Raw genomic sequence first — 21611 nt, 5'->3', positions numbered from 1 at the left:
TTATATAAATCTTATTTTTAAACTTTCTAAAAGTAAGCTAAAACGTCAAAACTTCTGTTTTAATTTTCTTACTCAAATACCTTTATAAATCTTTTTTGAACTTTATCACAGGTATAACCAATATGTTCATAAAATTTATGTGCTTCTTCACGTTTCAAGGCAGAATTTAATCTAATAAAGCTAATATTATTATCTACAGCATATTCTTCTAACTTATTCATAAGTTTTTTACCTATTCCTCTACCCTGAAAATCAGGATTAACAGCAAGTCCTAGAACATTTAATCCTAGATCACTATAGAAACTTTCATACATTTGAGCATGAACAAATCCTATAATCTTCCTTGTTTTTTCATCTTCATAACCGATAATAGTATGGTGCTTTTTATCATTAGTTAACTTCTCTATTTGTCTTTTCACATTTTCAATATCTACATCATAACCTAATGCAGTTTTGCAAATTTCTGCTACTTCCGGTGTATCTACAATATTTATTTCCCTGAACATATACTCACCCTCTGATTTTTTTATATTATTTAATATCCAACTTACTACAACTTAAATTCTATGTTTACTTCGCGACTTCTATTAAAGCTTGTTTTACTAGATCGAATTCTCTAGTGCGAAGTGTTCTCATATCAAGAATTAATTCGTTGTCTTTAATACGTGTAATGATAGGTATTTCTACTTCTAATAGACGACGTTCTAGCTCTGTAGCACTTAATCTTGGGTGTTCTAATTTTACCACAACACTTTCTAAGTAACTTGCTGGATAGCTTCCTCCACCTACTTCTGCCTTATCTTCAGCTATTGTAATCTTGAAGTCTAAGACACTAAGTTTTGTTTTTAGTACATCTGCTTTACCAAATAAACGTTCTTTTGATAATGAAATCATGTGTAATGTCGGTATGTGTTCTAGTGCTTCTTTTTCATCTAGATATAGTTTTAATGTAGCTTCTAATGCAGCTAAAGTCATCTTATCTACACGTAATGTACGAGTAAGCTGATTCTTTTTCATTTTTTCTATATATTCTTTTTTACCAACTATAATACCTGCTTGTGGACCTCCTAGAAGTTTATCACCACTGAAAGTTACTATATCAATACCACTATCAAGAACTTCTTTTACAGTTGGTTCATAAGGTAATCCATATTTAGAAAAGTCTACGAACTGCCCGCTTCCTAAGTCGTTTATAGATACCAGTTCATTCTCACGAGCAAGGTAAGATATCTCTTCATTAGATACTTCTTTAGTAAATCCTACAATCTTATAGTTACTAGTATGAACTTTTAACAATGCTCCAGTATTGTCATTAATAGCATTCTCATAGTCTTTCAAGTGTGTTTTGTTCGTAGTCCCTACTTCGATAGGTGTTCCACCACTTAGTTTTATAATTTCAGGAATTCTGAATGCTCCACCAATTTCTACTAGCTCTCCACGAGAAACTACTATTTCCTTGTCTTTAACTAGCGTATTTAATGTTAATAATACTGCCGCTGCGTTGTTGTTAACTACAAGTACATCTTCTGCACCTGTTAATTTTTTGATAATATCAATAAGGTGAACATAACGACTTCCACGTTTTTTATTATCGATATCAAACTCAAGATTAGAATAGTTAAATGCTACACTCTCAATATTTTCTTTAATCTTCAGACTTAATAAACTACGCCCTAAGTTTGTGTGTAAAATTGTCCCAGTTGCATTTATAACTCGGCGTAAAGAATTTCTATCTTCTTTTTTTACTATTTGTGTAACTTCTACTACAATTTTCTCTAAACTTGGAACTTCGAATAATTCTTCATTTAGTATTTCTTGTTTAATTCTATCAATATATTCTTTTATCGCTGATTTCACCGCTACTTCTGAATACTCATTTATCAATGCTTTTACTTCATCTAATAATAAAATCTTATTTATTGCGGGAATTTGTGATAATAATTGTTTTGACATAATAATTCTCCTAAATTTCTTTTGCTAATGTTTTTATAGCATTAATAGCATAGTCTACTTCTTCTTCAGTATTCATACTAGAAAAAGAGAATCTCACTATACCTTGTTCTTTTGTCCCTAGTGCCTCATGCATTAGAGGTGCGCAGTGTGCTCCAGGTCTAACAGCAATATCATATTCTTCAGCAAGTACATCTGCAACATCCGAAGCTGAAATACCTTTAAAGTTCAATGAAACTACTGCTGTACGTTCTTTTGCAAAATCTCCATAAAACTCTAAACAGTCTAAGTCTTTTAATTCGTTATAGAATTTGTTCGCAAAGTCCATTTGTTTTTTATAAAGATTTTCTATTCCTTGTCTATTTATATATTTTATTCCCTCATGTAATCCTAAGATTCCTGCAGTGTTGAGAGTACCTGCTTCTAAGCGCAGTGGATATTCTCCTGGATGCTTCTCATCAAAAGTTCTAACTCCACTTCCGCCAACTTTAAATCTCTTAATTTCAGGTTCTTTGAGTCTTACACATAGACCCCCAATACCTTGTGGTCCGTATAAACTTTTGTGTCCAGTAAAACATAGGACATCTATTCCTAGTTCATCTATATTAATAGGAACTACTCCAGCAGTTTGCGAAGCATCAACAACTGAAATAAGATTATGTTTTTTACAGATAGCAGCAACTTTTTCCAAGTCTACTATATTTCCTGTAACATTCGAACCATGAGTGATAGCGATCATTTTTGTATTAGGTTTGATAGCTTTTTCTAACTCCTCATAGTCGATTAATCCTGTTTCTCCAGCTCTAACAATCGTATAATCACATCCAATTGTTTCATGAGCTAAATAAACTGGTCTTAATACTGAATTATGTTCCATTGAAGTCGTAATTACATGATCATCTTTTTCTAATAATCCTAGTATTGCTATATTTAGACTTTCTGTAGAATTACTCGTAAATACTACTCTATCTTCATCTCTTAAACCGAAAAATTTTGCAATATCATTTCTTGCTTCAAACACTTCGCGAAAGGCGTTATTCGCTTCATAATAACTACCTCTTGATGCATTTGCATATTTCGCCGATGATAGTACTTCGTAGACTTTGTCTGCAACTTCTTTTGGTTTCTTTAGCGATGTTGCACCGTAGTCGAAATAATAACTCATATCCCTTACCTTACCTAAGTCACGTAAAAATAATGACTTAGCTCCCTTCTTTATTTATTTTTTTGCTAATACTCTATAGTTTTCTACACGTTTAGTAATTCTTAGCTTATCGATATATTCTAAAATAGCCATAGAATATTTTCTACTAGAACCTGTCATATCTCTAAATTCGGCTAATCCCATTTGTTCATTCGCACTAAAGTGTTCTTCTACTTTTTGAATAGCTTCTTTTAATACATCTGCATGTAATACTAAATCTGCATCTAGTCTGACTATCGTATTATCTATTAGAGATTCTAATATTTCAACTTTCGGTTTTTCTCCGTTAGTTAAATCTTTAATAGTCGGTGGTGTGAATCCTCCTTCTAGTAAAGCCTTCTCTATTCTTTCTTTTTCAGCCAATTGTTTCTTATCGTAATTAACTACGAAATCTTTTTCAGCTACTAAGTTACCTTCTAATCGAATTTCGTTGTTTTCTATAAATAGATCAAGCATCTCTAATGTTTCTTTTTGAGAAAGTTTAAACTTAGAAAGCACCTCAATTTTAGGAATACCCACTTTCAATTTGAATCTATTGTGATATTCTACTAATAATTTTTTCAGTTTTTCTAATACTTCTTCATATTTTTTCTTATGAATATATCCTAATTTAGTCTCATAAACTGTAGCTGTTTCTACTAGTTGTGCTATTGATCCTACTACCTCTTCTTCTGGGAGTTGTAAATCTTTTACGATACTGTCTTTAGAAACTAAATAGTTATTGTGAGATAGTATGTAGTTAGCTATTAAATCTGATGTATTCCCTTCAAGTTGCACTTTAAGTTTTTCAAGAATTTCTTCATTAAATCTACTATGTTTTTTCGGACTAGCATCAAGAATTACCCCTCCACCTATTGTAATCATTGGTGAATAAGTACGAATGATGAATTTGTCATAGTTTTTTACTGCTATTTCGTCTTCTAGTCTAAGTTGAGCAAAACTACTCTCTCCTGCTTTTAATAAGTCTGTTCCAAGAGGTACAACCCTTGCCATGACTTCTTCAGTACCTATGTATACACGTACTCTATCCCATAATTCAAGATTAGCTCTCTCATCATTGATTAATTTAATCTCACTATCTAGCATATAAGTCTTTGTTAATGAATCTGCAGTCGCTAGAGTATCTCCACGTTTTACATCATCAAACTTGATATTCGCTAAGTTTATCGCTGTCCTTTGACCTGAGTAAGCTCTTTCTACATCTTTTGAGTGAACTTGAATATTTCTTACTTTTGTTTTTATTCCTTTTGGATAAATAACTAGTTCATCACCTACATTTACTACACCTTCCGTAAGTGTTCCTGTAACAACAGTTCCGAATCCTTTTACCTGGAATGAACGGTCAACATTAAGTCTAGCATTTTTCTCGATATTTTTCGCTTCGATATCTTCTGTTTTCTTATCAATCGTTTCTAAAAGTTTATCTAATCCTTTTTTACTAATTGAGTCTACTTCTATAATTGGAGAGTTTTCAAGAACTGTTCCAGCAATGAATTCTCGGATATCTTCTTTAACAAGTTCACGATATTCTTCTTCAACTAAGTCTATTTTCGTCATTACGATAATGTAGTTCTCAATTCCTAGTAACGTTAATATGTCAATATGCTCTTTCGTCTGAGGCATTATCCCTTCTCTTGAGTCAACTAGTAATAATACTAAGTTTATTCCACTAACTCCAGCTAACATATTTTTTATAAATTTTTCATGTCCTGGAACATCAACTACACCACATCTTTTTCCACTTGGTAGATCAAAATAAGCAAATCCAAGATTTATCGACATTCCTCTGTCTTTTTCTTCTTGAGTAGTATCTGTTTCAATACCACTTAGAGCTTTTATCAGGGTCGTTTTCCCGTGATCTATATGCCCTGCAGTACCAATAATTACATTGTTATTCATACAATTCACCTTTACACATTATATTAAGAATAGAGATTATGTGAGAGAACTTTACAAAATAGATTTTAAACTTTCTCTATAATAACCTCTATCCAAAATTTTATTTTAATTTATAATCTTTTAATTCTGTTATTATTCTTTTGATTCCAGCTTTTCTAGAATAATACAAACCACGATATTCAATTTTCTCATCTTCTAACATTCTTACAATGTTATCGAAATTATCCCAAGCTGTTTTTAGCATAAATCCACAACCTACACCTATAGATGGATGTGTTGGAATAAGTGACGCTCCCATTTCTCTTTCTAGACAAATGTTATCCGCCTTTATTGAATCGTGCGTACTATTAAAAACTACTAATCCTTCTTCTACCATGCTTCCTCCTACGGTTGAATTACTTTGTTAGCTTTTCTCATGTCTTCTACGATGAAGTACATATTCGTTGGATTCCCAACTGCTAAATCAATTTTGTGATAATCGATACATGCTCCACAGCAAACTATCTCTACTCGACCTTCTTCTAGTGTTTTTAGCTCTTCTAGTACGTGACTTCGAGTTTTATCTACTAAAATTCCACCATTATTGTAGAAAATAATTTTTTTAGGAAGAACTTCTTGTTCACCTAAAGCATAAAGATATGCTTTAATTAATCTTTTACCTAGTTCTTCACTACCATGTCCCATTTGATCTTTGTTAATCACAACGATATAGCTGTCATCCTTAACAACTGGTAAAACTTCTAATTGTGGAGTTTCTTCTCTTGTAATTTCAACTTTGAAGCCACCTTCAATATTAGAAACTTTGAACTCATAACTGTTTTTATCAGCGAATTTTCTAAGACTTTCTACACTATCTTCAGTTTTTACTAATAGAGTTACTTTTGTATCTTCTTCTAGTGCACGTGTAGCTTGAGTCACAGGAACAACACATTTATCACATAATGTATCCACAACTACACCTTCGCTAACTTCTCCCTTAGAAATAGTAACGATATATTTATCTTTTGCTTCTTCTTTCACCGAGAAATTGAACCCTAATTGTGTAGCCATTTTTTCTAAGTTTTGAGTTGCTATAACATTGTCTACGATTGTTTCTACTACATCATTTTCTAGTAATAATTTTTTTGTTTGAATAACTGGCATCGGGCAAGCTAAGCCTTGTGCATCTAAAATTTCTTTTTTCATACTTATATTCTCCTATTGTCTTCTGTGTTATTTAATAATAACTGCTTTTTCTTGTTTTTCTATAACTTTTCCAACTATAGCACTCTTAATTTCAAGAGTATTTAGTTTTTCTAATAATTCGTATGCTTCACTTTCTGGTAAACTTATTAAAAGTCCTCCAGATGTTTGTGGATCATACATTATTTCTTCTAATGCAAAGTCTTTAATCTGATATTCTACATTTGGTTCAACGAATGTTCTGTTAAGTTGACCTCCTGCAGTGATAACAAATTCATTTGCACATTTATACGCTTCTTCGATATATGGAATATCTTTCGAATATACTTCTGCTGAATGTTTACCATCCAACATTTCTACAAGATGTCCTAAAAAACCGAACCCAGTAATATCTGTACAACTATTAACATTAAAATCTTTCATCATTTGAGCTGAATATTTATTAAGGGTTGTCATTTGTTTAACACTTTGAGCAAATGCTTCTTCTGAGCATTCCTTTACCATATGAGCTGTATTAATAATACTCACTCCTAATGGTTTTGTTACAATTAATAAATCTCCTACTTTACAATTGTTATTTTGTAATATTTTATCAGGATGAACAATTCCTGTCACTGATAATCCGTATTTTGGTGTAGCATCGTGAATAGAGTGTCCTCCTGCAAGAACCCCTCCTGCTTCATGAACTTTTTCCGCTCCACCTTTTAGTATTTGATGTAAAATTTCTAAGTCCATATTCTCTGGGAAAGCTACTATATTTAATGCTGAGATAACTTCTCCACCCATAGCGTAGACGTCACTTAGCGCATTAGTCGCTGCAATTTGCCCATATAGATATGGATCATTTATCATTGTTGTAAAGAAATCTAATGTTTGAATAATCGCCTTATCTTCGGAAATTTTATAAACGGCTGCATCATCCGAAGATTCATACCCAACTATTAAATTTTTATCTTCTTTTTTGGGAAGGTCTTTTAGTATATCTGATAAGGCTCCCGGCCCTATTTTCGAGTTTCAACCTCCACAAACTATCATGTTCATTTTCTTCTCTGACATATTTACCTCCTATACTACTACTTATCTATAATTATACTACTTCACACTATAATTTAAAAGTATTATTTAGTTTTTTAATGTAAAAATAGACAACTAACAGATAGTAATTTTCATCTGTTAATTGTCTATAATTTTATTTATTATTTTTTGAAACTTACGTGAACGTGGTCATAGTGGTTCGCAGTTACTCCACCACGGTTAGGCATCAAGTTCCATGTATTTGCTGGACCATAGATGTTAAATTGTGGCATATAGAATCTTTGTTTCCAGATAATATAATAAACTCCAAGTTCATCCATGTGCTTAGTTAAGTACTCCGCAAGTTGATCACCTTGTGCTGAGTTTACTGGTACCATGAAGTCTACAGCCATACCTGAGTTATGTCCGTGACCAGTTCCATCATCATCACCCGCTCTAAATAATGAGAAGCTTGTTATACCGAATTTTTTCGCTAAAGCTACTTTCATCTTTTTAGTATGTGGTGTTAATCCATTCATCGCAGGATCTGCTAATTCTGCAGCAGTTACTTCTGGTAATCCACCAGCTACTGTAGTTGTTTGTTTTGCTTCAGGCGCTTTTTTAGCTTCGGCTTCTTTCACTGCTTTTGCTTTCGCATCTGCTTCTTGTTTTGCTTTTAGTTCAACAGCTTTCTTAGCTTTAGCTTCTTTTGCTGCTTTTGCTTCTGTTTCTTGTTTTAATTTAGCGTCAGCCGCTGCCTTTGCTTCTGCTGTTTTCTTAGCTTCTGCTTCTTTCGCTACTTTTGCTTTCGCATCTGCTTCTTGTTTTAATTTAGCATCTTCAGTTGCTTTTGTTTCTGCTGCTTTCTTAGCTTCTGCTTCTTTTGCTGCTTTTGCTTTCGCATCTGCTTCTTGTTTTGCTTTTGCATCCGCTACTGCTTTTGCTTCAGCTGCTTTCTTAGCTTCAGCTTCTTTTTTAGCTTTAGCTTTCGCTTCTTGTTTTAATTTCGCATCCACCACTGCTTTTACTTCAGCTGCTTTCTTAGCTTCTGCTTCTTCTTTAGCTTTTTGTTCAGCTGTTACTTCTCTCTTCTCAGCAAGTTGATCTAAAGTTGTTTTCTTTTCAGTATTTTTATCTACTGGCTTAGTCGCTTGTTCTTGAGAATCAGCAACCTCTACATCATAGCTCACAACAGCGTTGAAAGTATGATTTCCTAAAGTCACAACAGATTTAACAGTTCCTCTTTTAACTGCGGTATGTGGTAATTTTCTAGTAGGTACATCAGCATTTATGTCGATTTCATACTCTACTACTTCTCCTACTTTAATAGCTTCTTTTTTAACTACATATTCTTTTCTATCTTCTGTAGTTACTCGTGCAACTACATTAGTAACATTTTTAGCTGTTGTAAGTTTCACATAGTAGTGTCCATCTTTTTCATAAACACTAGCTTTTACATCTTTTTTATTAACATTAACTGCTGCATTATTAACTTCATTGGCAACTGTAACTGCTCCAGATGCTCCAACTAATAATACTAACCCAGTTAATATTCTTCTAGTCAATTTCGTTTTACTCATTAAATTTCTCCTAAAATTTATTGTTGAGTCAATTATATCTGATTTACATATTTTAATCAATAGAATTTCTGATTTGTAATAAACCCCAACTTTCATTACATTTTCGTTACAACTTTTTATTAAATCACATTAGCATTAGAATAAGTTTTAATAGGGTATAATTAGTTACAATTGTAGATGAGTATGACAATAATATCTTCAAATTGTAATATAAAAAACTAACTAACATCTAATTTTAGAAATCTAATTAGATTTTCTATAATCTTGATGTTAGTTAGCTTAATATATTTAGTTTAGTATTTTTTATTTACCGTTTAGAAAAACTTTTGTTGATCCATCTAAATATTTACCTGGTTTTGGAGTAGTTCCATTAAACGCTCCACTAGAGCTTTGGTGTTGTACAAGATATACTTGACCATTTTTTATAGTTACTCCCGCACCTACATCTTTAGCAGTTGCATCTAATAAAGTATTTCTGTGTCCATATGGATATGCAGCAACTACATTACCTATTTCTTTGAATAAAATATCAAATAATTGTTGTGCAACTTGTTCAGGTGTTCCCGAATCACTAGTTATTGCAATATTTGCTAAAATGTAGTTAGCATATCCTGCCGCTCTTGCCGCATTTGTTTCATATTGAATTGATCCATTTGGTCCATGAATATTCCCGTCAATTGCACGAGTTGTTACATCTGAACTTCTAAATTTAGAAGAAGAATTTAATGCTGCATTTTCAGATAAAGCTGGTAATCCATTAATGCTTCTTAATTGTGCAACTTTCGCTAAGAATGCTTTTCTTATTTGCTCTTCTCTAGTTCCTGCTGTTGGTGTTGCAGGTGTTTGTTGTTTTGCTTTTTCAGCTTCGGCTTCTTTTGCTGCTTTTGCTTTTGCCTCTGCTTCTTTTTCTGCTTTTAGTTCTGCAACTTTCTTAGCTTCTGCTTCTTTAGCTGCTTTTGCTTCTACTTCTTGTTTTACTTTAGCATCAGTCGCTGCTTTCGCGTCCGCTTCTTGTTTTATTTTAGCGTCAGCTGCTGCTTTTGCTTCTGCTTCTTTCTTAGCTTCTGCTTCTTTAGCTGCTTTTGCTTCTGCTTCTTTCTTAGCTTCTGCTTCTTTCGTCGCTTTTACTTCAGCTGCTTTCTTAGCTTCTGCTTCTTCTTTAGCTTTTTGTTCAGCTGTTACTTCTCTCTTCTCAGCAAGTTGATCTAAAGTTGTTTTCTTTTCAGTATTTTTATCTACTGGCTTAGTCGCTTGTTCTTGAGAATCAGCAACCTCTACATCATAGCTCACAACAGCGTTGAAAGTGTGATCCCCTAAAGTTACAACAGATTTAACAGTTTCTCTTTTAACTGCAGTATGTGGTAATTTTCTAGTAGGTACATCAGCATTTATGTCGATTTCATACTCTACTACTTCTCCTACTTTAATAGTCTCTTTTTTAACTACATATTCTTTTCTATCTTCTGTAGTTACTCGTGCAACTACATTAGTAACATTTTTAGCTGTTGTAAGTTTCACATAGTAGTGTCCATCTTTTTCATAAACACTAGCTTTTACATCTTTTTTATTAACATTAACTGCTGCATTATTAACTTCATTGGCAACTGTAACTGCTCCAGATGCTCCAACTAATAATACTAACCCTGTTAATATTCTTCTAGTCAATTTCGTCTTACTCATTAAATTTCTCCTAAAATTTATTGTTGAGTCAATTATATCTAATTTACGTATTTTAATCAATAGAATTTCTGATTTGTAATAATTCCCAATTTTCATTACAATTTTGTTACAACTTTTTATTTAATTACATTATTATTATAACGCGGTTTCACAGAATATAATTAGTTACAATTGTAGATATCAATAACACTAATGTCTTCAAATTGTAATATAAAAAAGCTAACTAACATCTAATTTTAGAAATCTAATTAGATTTTCTATAATCTTGATGTTAGTTAGCTTAATATTTTTAATTTTTTATCTTATACTGGTTGACCATTTCTGTAAATAGTATTTAATCCATCTAAATATTTACCTGCTTTTGGAGTAGTTCCATTAAATGCTCCATTAGAGCTTTGGTGTTGTACAAGATATACTTGACCATTTTTTATAGTTACTCCTGCACCTACATCTTTAGCAGTTGCATCTAATAAAGTATTTCTGTGTCCGTATGGATATTTAGCTACTACATTACCTTTTTCTTTGAATAAGATATCAAATAATTTTTGTGCCACTTGCTCTGGTGTTCCAGAATCACTTGTTATTGCAATATTTGCTAAAATAGAGTTAAGATATCCTGCTGCTTTTGCCGCATCTTTTTCATATTGGATTGATCCATTTGGTCCGTGAATATTTCCATCGATTCCACGAGTTGTTACATCAGCACTTCTAAATTTAGAAGAAGAATTTAATGCTGCATTTTCTGATAAAGCTGGTAATCCATTAATATTTCTTAATTGCGCAACTTTTGCTAAGAATGCTTTTCTTATTTGTTCTTCTCTACTTCCTGTTGCTGGTGCTGCTGGTGTTTGTTGTTTCGGTTTTTCAGCTTCTGTTTTTGTAGTTGTAGCTGCTTTTTCCTCTTTAACTGCTTGTTTTTTTGTTTCAGCAGCTTTAGTATCTTCTTTAGCTGGAGTCGCTACTGCACTTCTGTCTGTTCCAGAAACTGGTGTTGTTGGTTGTTTAGATAAATCAGCTGGTTTATCAGATGGTTTCTCATTGTCTGAAGTATTTGGTCTAGCAACAGTTGTTTCAGCTGCTTTTGGAGCTTCAACTGGTTTTACATCTTCTGCAGGTTTAGTTGTATTTTCTGCAGGAGCTGTTGCTGCTGGTTGTTCTGATTTAGTTGCAGCTTCATTTCCTTTTGATTGATCATTAGTTGCTGAAGTTGCTGGCGCGTCTTCTTTTTTAGGTTCGTTCACTGGTTTAGGGGTTTCTTCTTGTTTTGCTTTTACTTCATCAGTTGCGATTTCATAACGAACATTAATATTAAAAATATGTGTTCCTACTTTGTTAACTGCAGTAAATCCTTCTCTTTTAACCTCTGTATTAGGTAATTTTCTTGTTGGAGCTTTTGCTGTCATGTCTAATTCTACTACAACTTCTTCCCCAGCTTTAATAAGATCTTTTTTTAATACAAACTCAGATTTAGTTTCAGTTGTAATACGAGCAATAACATTTGCTACTTCTTTATCTGCTACTAGTTTTGCATAATAATGACCATTTAATTCATATACTTTTGCTTTTACGCTTGCTTTATTTACATCAACAGCTGCAGTTTTAACTTCAACTGCATTTGTTGGTAGTGATGTTATACCTGTTAATAATACTAATCCTGTTAAAACTTTACTCGTTAACTTTATCCCTTGTTTTTTCATTATATATTCTCCTCATTTGTAAAATCGTTTTAATTCTTAATTTAATAATTACTTCTCCTTAATTATAATCATTCTAAAATTTATTATCAATAGATTTTGTATTTTGTAATACAAAATACATTTTGTAACAATTTAGAAATATTTAAAAATGAAGAGAATAATTCAAATCGGCGCAAATAACTTAATTACTTTATTTTTATTAGTTACTTTTAACTTCTATTTCTTTTAAATGTAAGAAATATTGTTTAAAAACACTTTTAAATCAGTATTTTATTTATTTTAAAATCTTTTTGTTTAAAACTAAATTTTAAGTATATTTAAGGTTCAAAACTTATAATGTATTCATAACTAGTAAATAGTTATAAACTTCATAAACTTTCCTTTTCTATAAGAGACCGAGACAATGTGCTCGGTTTTTTTTGTTCAAAAAGAGGGATAGAAGCTGATTTCATCAACTCTTATCCCTCTTTATTGTAATATATGTCCTCTTCTAATATCTTACTTTGTTTGATTATTAATTCAGATTCTTCTATTACTACTATATTTAACTTACCCCCATAAACACAGCCACCATCAATATTTATTCGATTATCTTTTATTTCATAATAAGGCTCTTCTTTAACAGGGCTGTGTCCATGGAATACTTTTTTATTATATTTCTTCTCACTACTTAAAAATGGTTCTCTTATCCAAACCATATCACGATGTATTTGATTCCAAAAGTTTTTATTAAAATCTACACCAGCATGCACAAAGAAATAATCTTGACTCTCGTACCTTGTAGACAGATTTTGCAACCATTTCCTTAGATTTTTTTTATCTCTAGCAAATTTGTGGAAGTATTCTCTTCGTGATTCCGTTGTTGCTTCTGGATAAAACGACTGTAATGTTGTTAATCCATTATTTCTAAAATAGTGATTTTGTCTTTTTGAAGATGTATTGTCATACATTGCTTCTCTTATTGCTAAATTAAACATGTCTTCATGATTTCCCAATAAAACTACGTGTTGTTTGTGAGCTTTTTGTAAATTATAAAAATATTCCCAAACTAATTTGGTGTTCCTACCTCTATCACACATATCGCCTAAACAAATTAGTTTATCTTCATTACTGTTGAATTCTACTTCGTCTAGTAGTTTCTTCATCGTATAAAAACATCCGTGTATATCTGAAATTACTATTGTTCTCATAAAAACACCTACTTCTTCATTTAATTCTTATATCTATAATAATAGAAAATAACTATAATGTAAATAGTATTGTTTTATTAACACTATTGAATTATATCGTTTACAATTTAATGCTTATTCTATAGGATATCATTTTTAATTAAACTTTTCACATGATATAATATTAGTAAATTACTATGAAAGGCGCAGCTTATGGAGAATAATTTACTTTGTTTTAAACGTACTTCAAACCTTACTGCTCTATCTCTTCCAAAAACCTATAGAGAGGGATTTTATACTAAACAAGGTGTTTGGACTAAGATGATAATAGTTAAAGGAAAAATGAAATTAAGCTTTCTAGATATAGAGAACAGCGTAATTAAACAGTGTTCTTTAAATAAAAATAGTGAAATTAATCTCATTGAACCAGAAAGCATATTTAGAATTCATCCTAATTCTACTGACCTACAGTTTCACCTAGAGTTTTACTGTACAGCTGAGAATTACTTTTTTAACAAGTACGACCTAAGTCCGGCTCATTCGGAAATCGTTGCTGCAATGAAATACATAAAACCTTGCAAAACGTTAGACTTAGGTGCAGGTCAAGGAAAAAATTCATTATACCTTTCTTCATTAGATTTTAAAATTACTGCGGTCGATATTGATGCGAAATTCTTACAAGATCTTGCCGACATATCAATTAAAGAAAAGCTAAATCTTAATGTTTTTAAACACGATATCGTTGAAGCAAATATAAAGGATACATATGACTTTATATTCGCTACTGATATATTTATGTATTTGAATCCAACAAGGATACACAGCATTATTGCTAATATAAAAAAACAAACTAATGATGGTGGATATAACCTGATCGTGAGCGCATTAAACAAAGCAGGTCATAGATGTCCTCCATTCCCATTTACTTTTATTGAAGGTGAGTTAAAAAACTATTATAATGACTGGAAGATAATTAAATATAATGAAAATCTTTCCGCTTCTCCTTACCCATACGCTATAATTCTTGCTCAAAAAATATCAAAATAAAAACTATCCCCACAAGAATATTCAAATTTTCTTGTGGGGCTCTTTTTCTATTCAATATTCTCTCTAATATCTTTTTGGTACCATACAACGTCATACCAACGATTAAATTTATAACCTACTTTTTCAAAGTGAGCTACTTTTCTAAATCCTCTCTTCTCATGAAATGATACACTACCTTCATCAGGATATGCTATACACGATGTTAATCTGCATATTCCTCTATCGTAAAGTTGTTTTTCAAGTTCACTATACAACTTCTCTCCAACACCTTTTCCACGAGCCTTTTCATCTAAATAAATCGTAATTTCAGCTGTCCATTTGTATGCATCTTTCGGATAAAACTCACTAGCATATGCGTATCCTAATAAATCATCTCCTTCTTCCGCTACCAAAAATGGATAACTTTGAATTGATTTTGAGATTTTTTCTTCGAATTCGTGTACACTTGGTACAGTATAATCAAAAGTAATAGCCGTATGTTCAACATATGGTCTATAAATATTTACTAAATTTTTGGCATCTTGTAATTCAACCGTTCTAACATTTACCATTACTTATCTCCTTAAAACTTACTTCCTATAACTTCGTATAATTAAAATTATTTCCATAAGTGTTCATTCTTTTATAGATTTTCTTTCTTTATTTTTTCTAACAAAGCTGTGCATCCTTTAGTTACATCTTTAAATGTTGTTTTGAAGTCTCCTGTATACCACGGGTCGTCAATAATTCTATCTTCTCCAGCGTATTCTAGTAATTTTTTAACCTCACCAGCTTTTCTTCCTGCAATAAATTTCTTAATATTTTCTATATTACTATCATCCATTCCTACGATATAGTCTACTTCTAAGTCATCATCGTTAAGAATACGAGAATACATTCCCTCTACTCCAATTCCAATTTTAGCAAGCTCTTTTCTAGTTCCACTATGAACAGGATTACCGTGTTCCCAACTACTAGTTGCTGCTGAATCTATTTGAATTTTTTCGCTTAGTCCTTCTTTTTCTACCATATCTCTAAATATTGCTTCTGCCATAGGTGAACGACAGATATTTCCTAAACAAACAAATAATACTTTTACCATTTTTTCATTACCTCATTAATAATTAGTTTCTATTTTATTATAACATAAAGAGCTAAAATCGACATAATAAAGATAAGAGGATGACAAAAAACTCCTAAATTTTAACAACGTGTATATGATAACTCATAGACGCAGTGGTTTATTGATATCTAAAATCGCTTTAGAAAAGCTTTTTAGATATCTAATAAACTGTGCGGGGGTGACTCGACAAAATCGATTTCGAAATCACGATTTTTGAGTCACTCCCATTATTTAATTTTTATATTTTACGTGATATAATTAACTTAAACTTAGTCGTTAATAAGGAGATTAAAATGACAGAAAACTTAGTATGCTATAAAAGATTACCAAATTGGACTGCTCAAACACTTCCTGAGCCTTTTAGACATAAGCACAACACTAGAAAAGATGTATGGGCTAAATTAACTATTCTTAAAGGAAAACTACAATTTACAGAATTAACTGAAGATAACGAAGTTGTGAAGGAGCATATATTAACACCTAAAAGTAAGATTCCTTTCGTTGAACCACAAGCATGGCACCGCGTTGCACCTTTAACTGATGATTTAGAATGTTTCTTAGAGTTTTATTGCGAACCAAAAAATTTTTTCGCAAACAAATATGATATTAATCCTGCTCATTCTGAAGTAGTAGAAGCCATGGAAACTATCAAACCTTGTAAGACATTAGATTTAGGATCTGGTCAAGGTCGTAACTCTTTATTCCTCTCTAAACTTGGTTTCGAAGTCACTGCGGTTGATAGTAATATTCCTGCTTTAGAATTTTTAATGGAGACTTCTAGAATTGAAAATCTAGATATCAAAATCGGTAGTTACGATATAAATACAGCAGCTCTTAGAAACACCTATGATTTCATACTTTCAACTGTTGTTTTAATGTTTATCGAAGAACGATCTATTCCGAGTGTAATAAAAAATATGCAAGAACAAACTAAAATCGGTGGTTATAATTTAATTGTTGCTGCTATGTCTACAGAAGATGCTCCTTGTCCTCTTCCTTTCCCCTTCACTTTTAAAGAAAATGAGCTTAAAGAATATTACAAAGACTGGGAATTTATTAAATATAATGAAGATTTTGGGCAACTCCACAAAACAGATGCTAATGGAAATAGATTTAAACTGCGTTTTGCTACTATGTTAGCTAAGAAAATTAAATAATTTTCTTTTGTAAGCTAGTTTTTTGACACCGTTATTAGTGGATGTTATAATTTTAATTAATCATTAAAACATTTGGGGTGCTTTTAGCTGAGATTATACCCATGAACCTGATGTTGTTAGTACAGCCGTAGGAAAATGTTTATATAACTATGTTTATTTTTAAGTATATGAAATTTAAAAGTACCTCTTGTTGTTTTAATGAATAAAATAACAGGAGGTTTTTCTTATGAAAAAATGGTCTACAAAAGACATAATTATTATAGCTTTAATAGGTTTCTTATTCGGAGGTATTTTTCTTGCAACAAGTTTAGTTTATGTTCCATTAAAAGCCGCTCTTGGAGCAATAGGGTACGCTCCTTTCGCAAACTCAATTTTATTTGGATTATGGGTAATGGCTGGTCCAGTAGCAGCGGCACTTATTCAAAAACCAGGAAGCGCAACTCTTGGGGAAGTTCTAGGCGCTCTAGCAGAAATGTTATATGGTTCATACTTTGGAGCTGCTGTTCTTATTTCAGGATTAGTTCAAGGCGTAGGCTCTGAAGTTGGTTTCTTCATAACTAGATACAAACGTTATGATACATTTTCTTTATTTCTTTCTGCTGTAGGCATTACACTATTTAGTTTCGCTTACAAATATTTCCAAGCTGGATACGAAGCATTTTCTGTACAAATGATTCTGGCACTTCTTTTAGTGAAATTTATCTCTGTATTCTTCTTTGGTGTTGTTTGTGTAAAACTAATTTTAAATATTGTTAATAAAGTACAAAAAAGCGGTAATAAATAATGAATATTATAGGAATCGATAATTTTTCTTTAAAAATTAAAGATAAAGTCTTATTTGATAATGTTAGTTTAAAAATAAAAGAACATAGTTGGTTAGTTTTAACTGGTAATATTGGTAGTGGTAAATCTACCCTACTTCGTACTATTTGTAAATTATATAAAGATAAATATGAGGGAGTTATTACATATAAAGAAAATAATATAGCTGATATACCTATGCAAGAACATGTGAAGAATATAGGATATGTAATGCAACACGCTATAAATCAATTTGTCATGCCCACTTTAGAAGAAGAGATAATCTTTTCATTAGAAAATTTATGCTTAGACTCACAAGCGATTAACGAAAAACTGGAGTATGCTCTAGCAATTACAAAAACAAAAGATCTTGCGCACAAGCATATACATACACTATCAGGAGGAGAAAGACAACGCGCTGCATTCGCTGTAGCTTTAGCAATGGGCAGCGAAATATTAATATTAGATGAACCTTTTGCCAATGTTGATAAGAAAACTCGCAACTCTCTATTAACCTTACTTAAAGACTTGAACAACCATGGTGTGACAATAATAGTTTGCGATCACGAGTATCAACTGTATTTAAACTATGCAGATACTTTCTATCGCTTAACAAATGGGAATCTAGAATTAATAAAAAATCCTAGCTTTACACCTAAAAACTTAAATTTATGTAATAATATTAAAACGGATCAAATTCTAAGATTAGAAAATTTTAGGATTAGTCAAGGTAACAAAGAACTACTAAATATAGATGAATTGATGATTTTTAAAGGCATAACTACCCTAACTGGGGATAATGGCACTGGAAAAACAACCTTATTACACGCTATTTCTCAACTTATAAAATATGATGGAAATATATACTTCAATAACTCAAAAATAAGAAAATCAAGAAAATTATACAAAAAAATAAGCACTTGTTTACAAGATGCATTTCAGCAGTTTATTAGTTTAATGCCACGAGAAGAAATTTCTATACAAAAAGACATTTGGAATCATGCTACCTTATGGCAAGAACGACTTTTAAAAGAATTCAACTTAGAAAAAGAACTCGATAAAAGTTTATATTATTATAGCGGTGGACAAAGAAAACTTATTCAACTTATGTGCTTATTAAGTCAAAAAACTGAGTTGTTACTATTAGATGAACCTTTTACTCATCTAGATGAAAGAGCTTGTTCATTCATCATGGATTGGATAGAAGAAAATAAGCGACTTGTAGGACAATCATTTATTATTGTTAGCCATAGATTAGAACCACTAAACAATAGAAGTGATTATCATATCGAAATTTCGGGAAACACTTTACATTACTTAAAGGAGGATTATTATGCAGAAGAAAATAATTAGTCCTATTTTAGCCTTAATAATAGTAATGTTAACTATTTGGATCTCATTTAGTAAATTATTGGTTCTAAATTTCGTAATTATTGGTTCAACAATCTTATATTTTTGTATATCAAGGCATTGGAAAAAGCTACTATATTTTATTCTTGTTCCTCTATTACCAGCATTGGGATCTGGATGGGCTATCATTGTTCATAGTTCTAATTATAAATTTGCTCTATTAATTTTTTCTAGAACATACAGTTTTGCTGCTTTAGGATTGAGTTTAGCAACATACGTATCTTTAGTAGAACTACTAAAGTACTTCGAACAACATGGACTCTCTTCAAATATAACTTACGGACTCTTAGTAGTTATTCAAGCTTTACCAAGAATACAGTACGAAACTCAAATGATTACAAAATCTAGTCGACTTCGCGGAGTTTTCTTACCATTCTGGTCACCATATTACTATGCTAAAGCTATATTTATCGCTTTAACCTGGCAACCTCAAATCTCTGAAGCAATGACAGTGCACGCCTATGAAGACTTTAAAAAACGAACTCACTATAATAAATATATAATCGATAAAAACAAAAGTATACTTATTATAGTACTTTTCACATTACTTTCTAGCACATTATTATTACTAAATAAATAGAAAGAAGCCATCATGAAAATCACTTCATGATGGCTTTTATATGTCTAAAAAATAAAAAACTGGCGGGAATGTGTGGGAATCGAACCCACCCAAGAGGCTCTTAACCCCTCATACTAGTTTTGAAGACTAGAGAGCACACCAGAACTCATCCACTCCCATGTATGTTTATATTATACAATAAATACTGCAAAAATGCAAGATGATATGTTAACGTATACAGAATGCTATTCCATTTATGAAATCACAATTGTTCTCATATACCATAGTTATACCACTTACAACTGTTTTTTTACCACTTACCTAAAAGCTATTAATTTTTACGTTGAAATAATATATAATATAGCTATAAACATTTAGAAAGGAGACAATATGAAAATTAATATCGAACTAGATTCATCTCTTAAAGACATCGAACTTGTTATTAAAACACCTGACTTAAATAATGATGTAATATTAATTAAAGAATTAGTTGAAAAAGCTTTATTAAATTCTCAAAAAATAATTTTCTATAAAGGTGACTCAGAATATTTCATCCCACTTGAATCAATATTATTTTTTGAGACTTCTGATAATAAGGTCTATGCTCATACTACAGACGAATTCTTCGAAGTGAAGTTTAAATTATATGAATTAGAACAGATAATTCCATTTTATTATTGTCGAATTTCTAAGAGCTCAATAATAAATACAAAAGTAATTTATTCGCTAGAAAAATCTTTTTCTGGTTCTAGTACCGCTTCTTTTTATGATTCTAAGAAGCAAGTCCATATATCAAGACATTACTATAAAATATTAAAAGACAAATTAAAAGAAATGAGGTAAAGAAAATGAGAAGAAATTTTATTGGATTATTTTTTATAATACTCGCTATAACTACTATACTTGATGGATTCAGTATTTTTCCAAACGGATCAATCTTCTTAGCTATATGTACAGTAGTTCTTGGATTTTTTGCAATTCGAGGTTTAATGGATTTTGATTCTTTTGGAACAATATTTCCACTAGCATTATTATTTTATGTTTATAATAAAAATTATCACTTTGCGAACATATCAGGATGGAAAATATTCTTAGTTGCTATTTTCCTTAGCATAGGTATTTCTATGATTTTACCTAGAAGATATAAATATAAAGAATTCAGAAAGATTTACAGAAAAAAAAGCTATCAAAAAATACATAATGGACACGATTATTCTGATGTAACATTTGGTGAAAATACACAGTATATAGATATAACTAAATCTGATTCTTTCACTACTTCTACTAAATTCGGAAGTACAAGTATCTATTTTGAAAAACTAGATACCTATCCGATAAAAAACTTTGAACTAAATGTATCTGTATCTTTTGGAGATTTAAAAATATATATTCCAAAAGAATGGGCTATTAAAAATAATACAAATAGTTTTTTAGCTAAAGTTCCAACAGATTCTAACAGCACTGCTAATGATGTTAAAATTATACTAAACGGTTCTGTTAATTTTGGAGAAGTTCATATTATTCAAATATAAAAAATAAACTCTCAAGATTGAAAACATCCTGAGAGTTTATTTTTTTATTCATTTTCAGATTTTTTTTGTTGTTCTCTTTTTTCTACTAATTTAGATAAGTAGATAGAACCAACCGTCAATAAAATTACTAATAATGATGCTATTAAAAATTCTTTACTAAAGACATTTGTACTAGTAGCTCCGAAGTTTAGAAATACTACTGTCCCTGGAATTATCCCAAGTACACTCGCAATCATATATTTTGTTAAACTTATATTAGTTAAACCATATCCATAATTTATCATATTATACGGTACTAATGGAATAAGTCTCAAAATTACTAGACTCATCATCAACTTTTCATCACTAACATTAAAAATTCTATCGTGTTGCTTCGGTGTCATTTTTTTCTTAAGGTAGTTTTTCACCCATTCACGCCCAAAACGACGAGAAATTACAAACATAATATAACAATTTAATGAAGCTCCAACAAAAGTTAGTAAACTTCCCTCAACAAAACCAAACGCTACTCCTCCAGCAACAGCAAGTATTGGAACCGGAAAGAAAAATACCGGTAAGAACATAAACATTAAAACATAAATGATCGGTGCTAAAACACCAAAGCTTTGAATAAACTCAGTCATTACTC

At 31.2% G+C, this 21611-nt stretch carries 21 protein-coding genes, 1 tRNA gene and 1 riboswitch; of the genes, 7 read left to right on the top strand and 15 right to left on the bottom strand.

Translation table 11 applies throughout. The features are described from left to right. Positions 1-68 precede the first annotated feature (68 nt). From ACWOA3_RS04705 to ACWOA3_RS04655, 11 genes are all read right to left on the bottom strand, one after another. Positions 69-506: a GNAT family N-acetyltransferase gene (locus ACWOA3_RS04705; protein ID WP_456884375.1), complete on the bottom strand. Its 438-nt coding sequence runs from the start codon at positions 504-506 to the stop codon at positions 69-71. 64 nt (positions 507-570) lie between these two features. After that, positions 571-1953, bottom strand: coding sequence for an L-seryl-tRNA(Sec) selenium transferase (selA, locus tag ACWOA3_RS04700; RefSeq protein WP_456884373.1), 1383 nt, complete (start codon positions 1951-1953; stop codon positions 571-573). Positions 1954-1963: 10 nt separating this feature from the next. After that, positions 1964-3115: an aminotransferase class V-fold PLP-dependent enzyme gene (locus tag ACWOA3_RS04695; protein ID WP_456884372.1), complete on the bottom strand. Its 1152-nt coding sequence runs from the start codon at positions 3113-3115 to the stop codon at positions 1964-1966. Between the two features lie 54 nt (positions 3116-3169). Next, positions 3170-5053, bottom strand: a complete 1884-nt coding sequence (gene selB, locus ACWOA3_RS04690) for a selenocysteine-specific translation elongation factor (RefSeq protein WP_456884370.1) — start codon at positions 5051-5053, stop codon at positions 3170-3172. A gap of 100 nt (positions 5054-5153) precedes the next feature. Beyond that, entirely contained in the window at positions 5154-5429 is a 276-nt protein-coding gene (locus ACWOA3_RS04685) for a DUF3343 domain-containing protein (RefSeq protein ID WP_271965580.1), read from the bottom strand. 8 nt (positions 5430-5437) lie between these two features. Next, positions 5438-6238, bottom strand: a complete 801-nt coding sequence (gene yedF / locus ACWOA3_RS04680) for a sulfurtransferase-like selenium metabolism protein YedF (protein WP_456884366.1) — start codon at positions 6236-6238, stop codon at positions 5438-5440. A 27-nt stretch (positions 6239-6265) separates the two neighbouring features. Beyond that, on the bottom strand, positions 6266-7240 hold the full coding sequence (selD, locus tag ACWOA3_RS04675) for a selenide, water dikinase SelD (RefSeq protein WP_420319599.1): 975 nt from the start codon (positions 7238-7240) through the stop codon (positions 6266-6268). Positions 7241-7431: 191 nt separating this feature from the next. Continuing rightward, positions 7432-8829: a hypothetical protein gene (locus ACWOA3_RS04670; protein ID WP_456884361.1), complete on the bottom strand. Its 1398-nt coding sequence runs from the start codon at positions 8827-8829 to the stop codon at positions 7432-7434. Between the two features lie 303 nt (positions 8830-9132). Next, the gene (locus ACWOA3_RS04665) at positions 9133-10509 is read right to left on the bottom strand and encodes a CAP domain-containing protein (protein WP_456884359.1); all 1377 of its coding nucleotides are present in this window, start codon (positions 10507-10509) and stop codon (positions 9133-9135) included. A gap of 302 nt (positions 10510-10811) precedes the next feature. After that, entirely contained in the window at positions 10812-12206 is a 1395-nt protein-coding gene (locus tag ACWOA3_RS04660) for a CAP domain-containing protein (protein ID WP_456884357.1), read from the bottom strand. Between the two features lie 458 nt (positions 12207-12664). Further along, positions 12665-13396, bottom strand: a complete 732-nt coding sequence (locus ACWOA3_RS04655) for a metallophosphoesterase family protein (protein ID WP_456884356.1) — start codon at positions 13394-13396, stop codon at positions 12665-12667. A 192-nt stretch (positions 13397-13588) separates the two neighbouring features. Here ACWOA3_RS04655 and tehB (ACWOA3_RS04650) point away from each other — a divergent pair, with 192 nt between their 5' ends. Next, positions 13589-14422: an SAM-dependent methyltransferase TehB gene (gene tehB, locus ACWOA3_RS04650; protein ID WP_456884354.1), complete on the top strand. Its 834-nt coding sequence runs from the start codon at positions 13589-13591 to the stop codon at positions 14420-14422. 47 nt (positions 14423-14469) lie between these two features. On the opposite strand, the gene ACWOA3_RS04645 is transcribed toward tehB (ACWOA3_RS04650), so the two are convergent. Then, complete coding sequence (locus ACWOA3_RS04645; protein WP_456884352.1) at positions 14470-14973, bottom strand: N-acetyltransferase family protein; 504 nt, start codon at positions 14971-14973, stop codon at positions 14470-14472. A 71-nt stretch (positions 14974-15044) separates the two neighbouring features. Further along, positions 15045-15503 (bottom strand): arsenate reductase/protein-tyrosine-phosphatase family protein, encoded by a 459-nt coding sequence (locus ACWOA3_RS04640; protein ID WP_442566067.1) that lies wholly within the window; start codon positions 15501-15503, stop codon positions 15045-15047. Positions 15504-15817: 314 nt separating this feature from the next. Here ACWOA3_RS04640 and tehB (ACWOA3_RS04635) point away from each other — a divergent pair, with 314 nt between their 5' ends. The 4 genes from tehB (ACWOA3_RS04635) to ACWOA3_RS04620 all read left to right on the top strand — a co-directional run bounded on the left by tehB (ACWOA3_RS04635) (position 15818) and on the right by ACWOA3_RS04620 (position 19472). Then, entirely contained in the window at positions 15818-16681 is an 864-nt protein-coding gene (gene tehB / locus ACWOA3_RS04635; protein WP_456884351.1) for an SAM-dependent methyltransferase TehB, read from the top strand. A gap of 63 nt (positions 16682-16744) precedes the next feature. Continuing rightward, positions 16745-16832: riboswitch (TPP riboswitch) on the top strand. 75 nt (positions 16833-16907) lie between these two features. Continuing rightward, on the top strand, positions 16908-17465 hold the full coding sequence (locus tag ACWOA3_RS04630; protein ID WP_003147379.1) for an ECF transporter S component: 558 nt from the start codon (positions 16908-16910) through the stop codon (positions 17463-17465). Beyond that, complete coding sequence (locus tag ACWOA3_RS04625) at positions 17465-18835, top strand: ATP-binding cassette domain-containing protein (RefSeq protein ID WP_456884349.1); 1371 nt, start codon at positions 17465-17467, stop codon at positions 18833-18835. The genes ACWOA3_RS04630 and ACWOA3_RS04625 overlap by 1 nt, the downstream gene beginning before the upstream one ends. Next, entirely contained in the window at positions 18816-19472 is a 657-nt protein-coding gene (locus ACWOA3_RS04620) for an energy-coupling factor transporter transmembrane component T (protein ID WP_456884347.1), read from the top strand. The genes ACWOA3_RS04625 and ACWOA3_RS04620 overlap by 20 nt, the downstream gene beginning before the upstream one ends. 60 nt (positions 19473-19532) lie before the next feature. On the opposite strand, the gene ACWOA3_RS04615 is transcribed toward ACWOA3_RS04620, so the two are convergent. Beyond that, positions 19533-19629, bottom strand: a tRNA-Sec gene (locus ACWOA3_RS04615). 212 nt (positions 19630-19841) lie between these two features. On the opposite strand from ACWOA3_RS04615, the gene ACWOA3_RS04610 reads away from it, so the two are divergent. Continuing rightward, entirely contained in the window at positions 19842-20294 is a 453-nt protein-coding gene (locus tag ACWOA3_RS04610) for a LytTR family DNA-binding domain-containing protein (RefSeq protein WP_003147382.1), read from the top strand. Between the two features lie 5 nt (positions 20295-20299). After that, on the top strand, positions 20300-20983 hold the full coding sequence (locus ACWOA3_RS04605; protein ID WP_003147383.1) for a LiaF transmembrane domain-containing protein: 684 nt from the start codon (positions 20300-20302) through the stop codon (positions 20981-20983). A 44-nt stretch (positions 20984-21027) separates the two neighbouring features. On the opposite strand, the gene ACWOA3_RS04600 is transcribed toward ACWOA3_RS04605, so the two are convergent. Then, positions 21028-21606, bottom strand: coding sequence for a TVP38/TMEM64 family protein (locus tag ACWOA3_RS04600; RefSeq protein WP_456884344.1), 579 nt, complete (start codon positions 21604-21606; stop codon positions 21028-21030). Between the last annotated feature and the right edge of the window lie 5 nt (positions 21607-21611).

The sequence above is a fragment of the Gemella taiwanensis genome, assembly GCF_054054385.1.
Note: the sequence above shows the minus strand (reverse complement) of the source record. Positions and strands in the feature narration are given on the sequence as shown.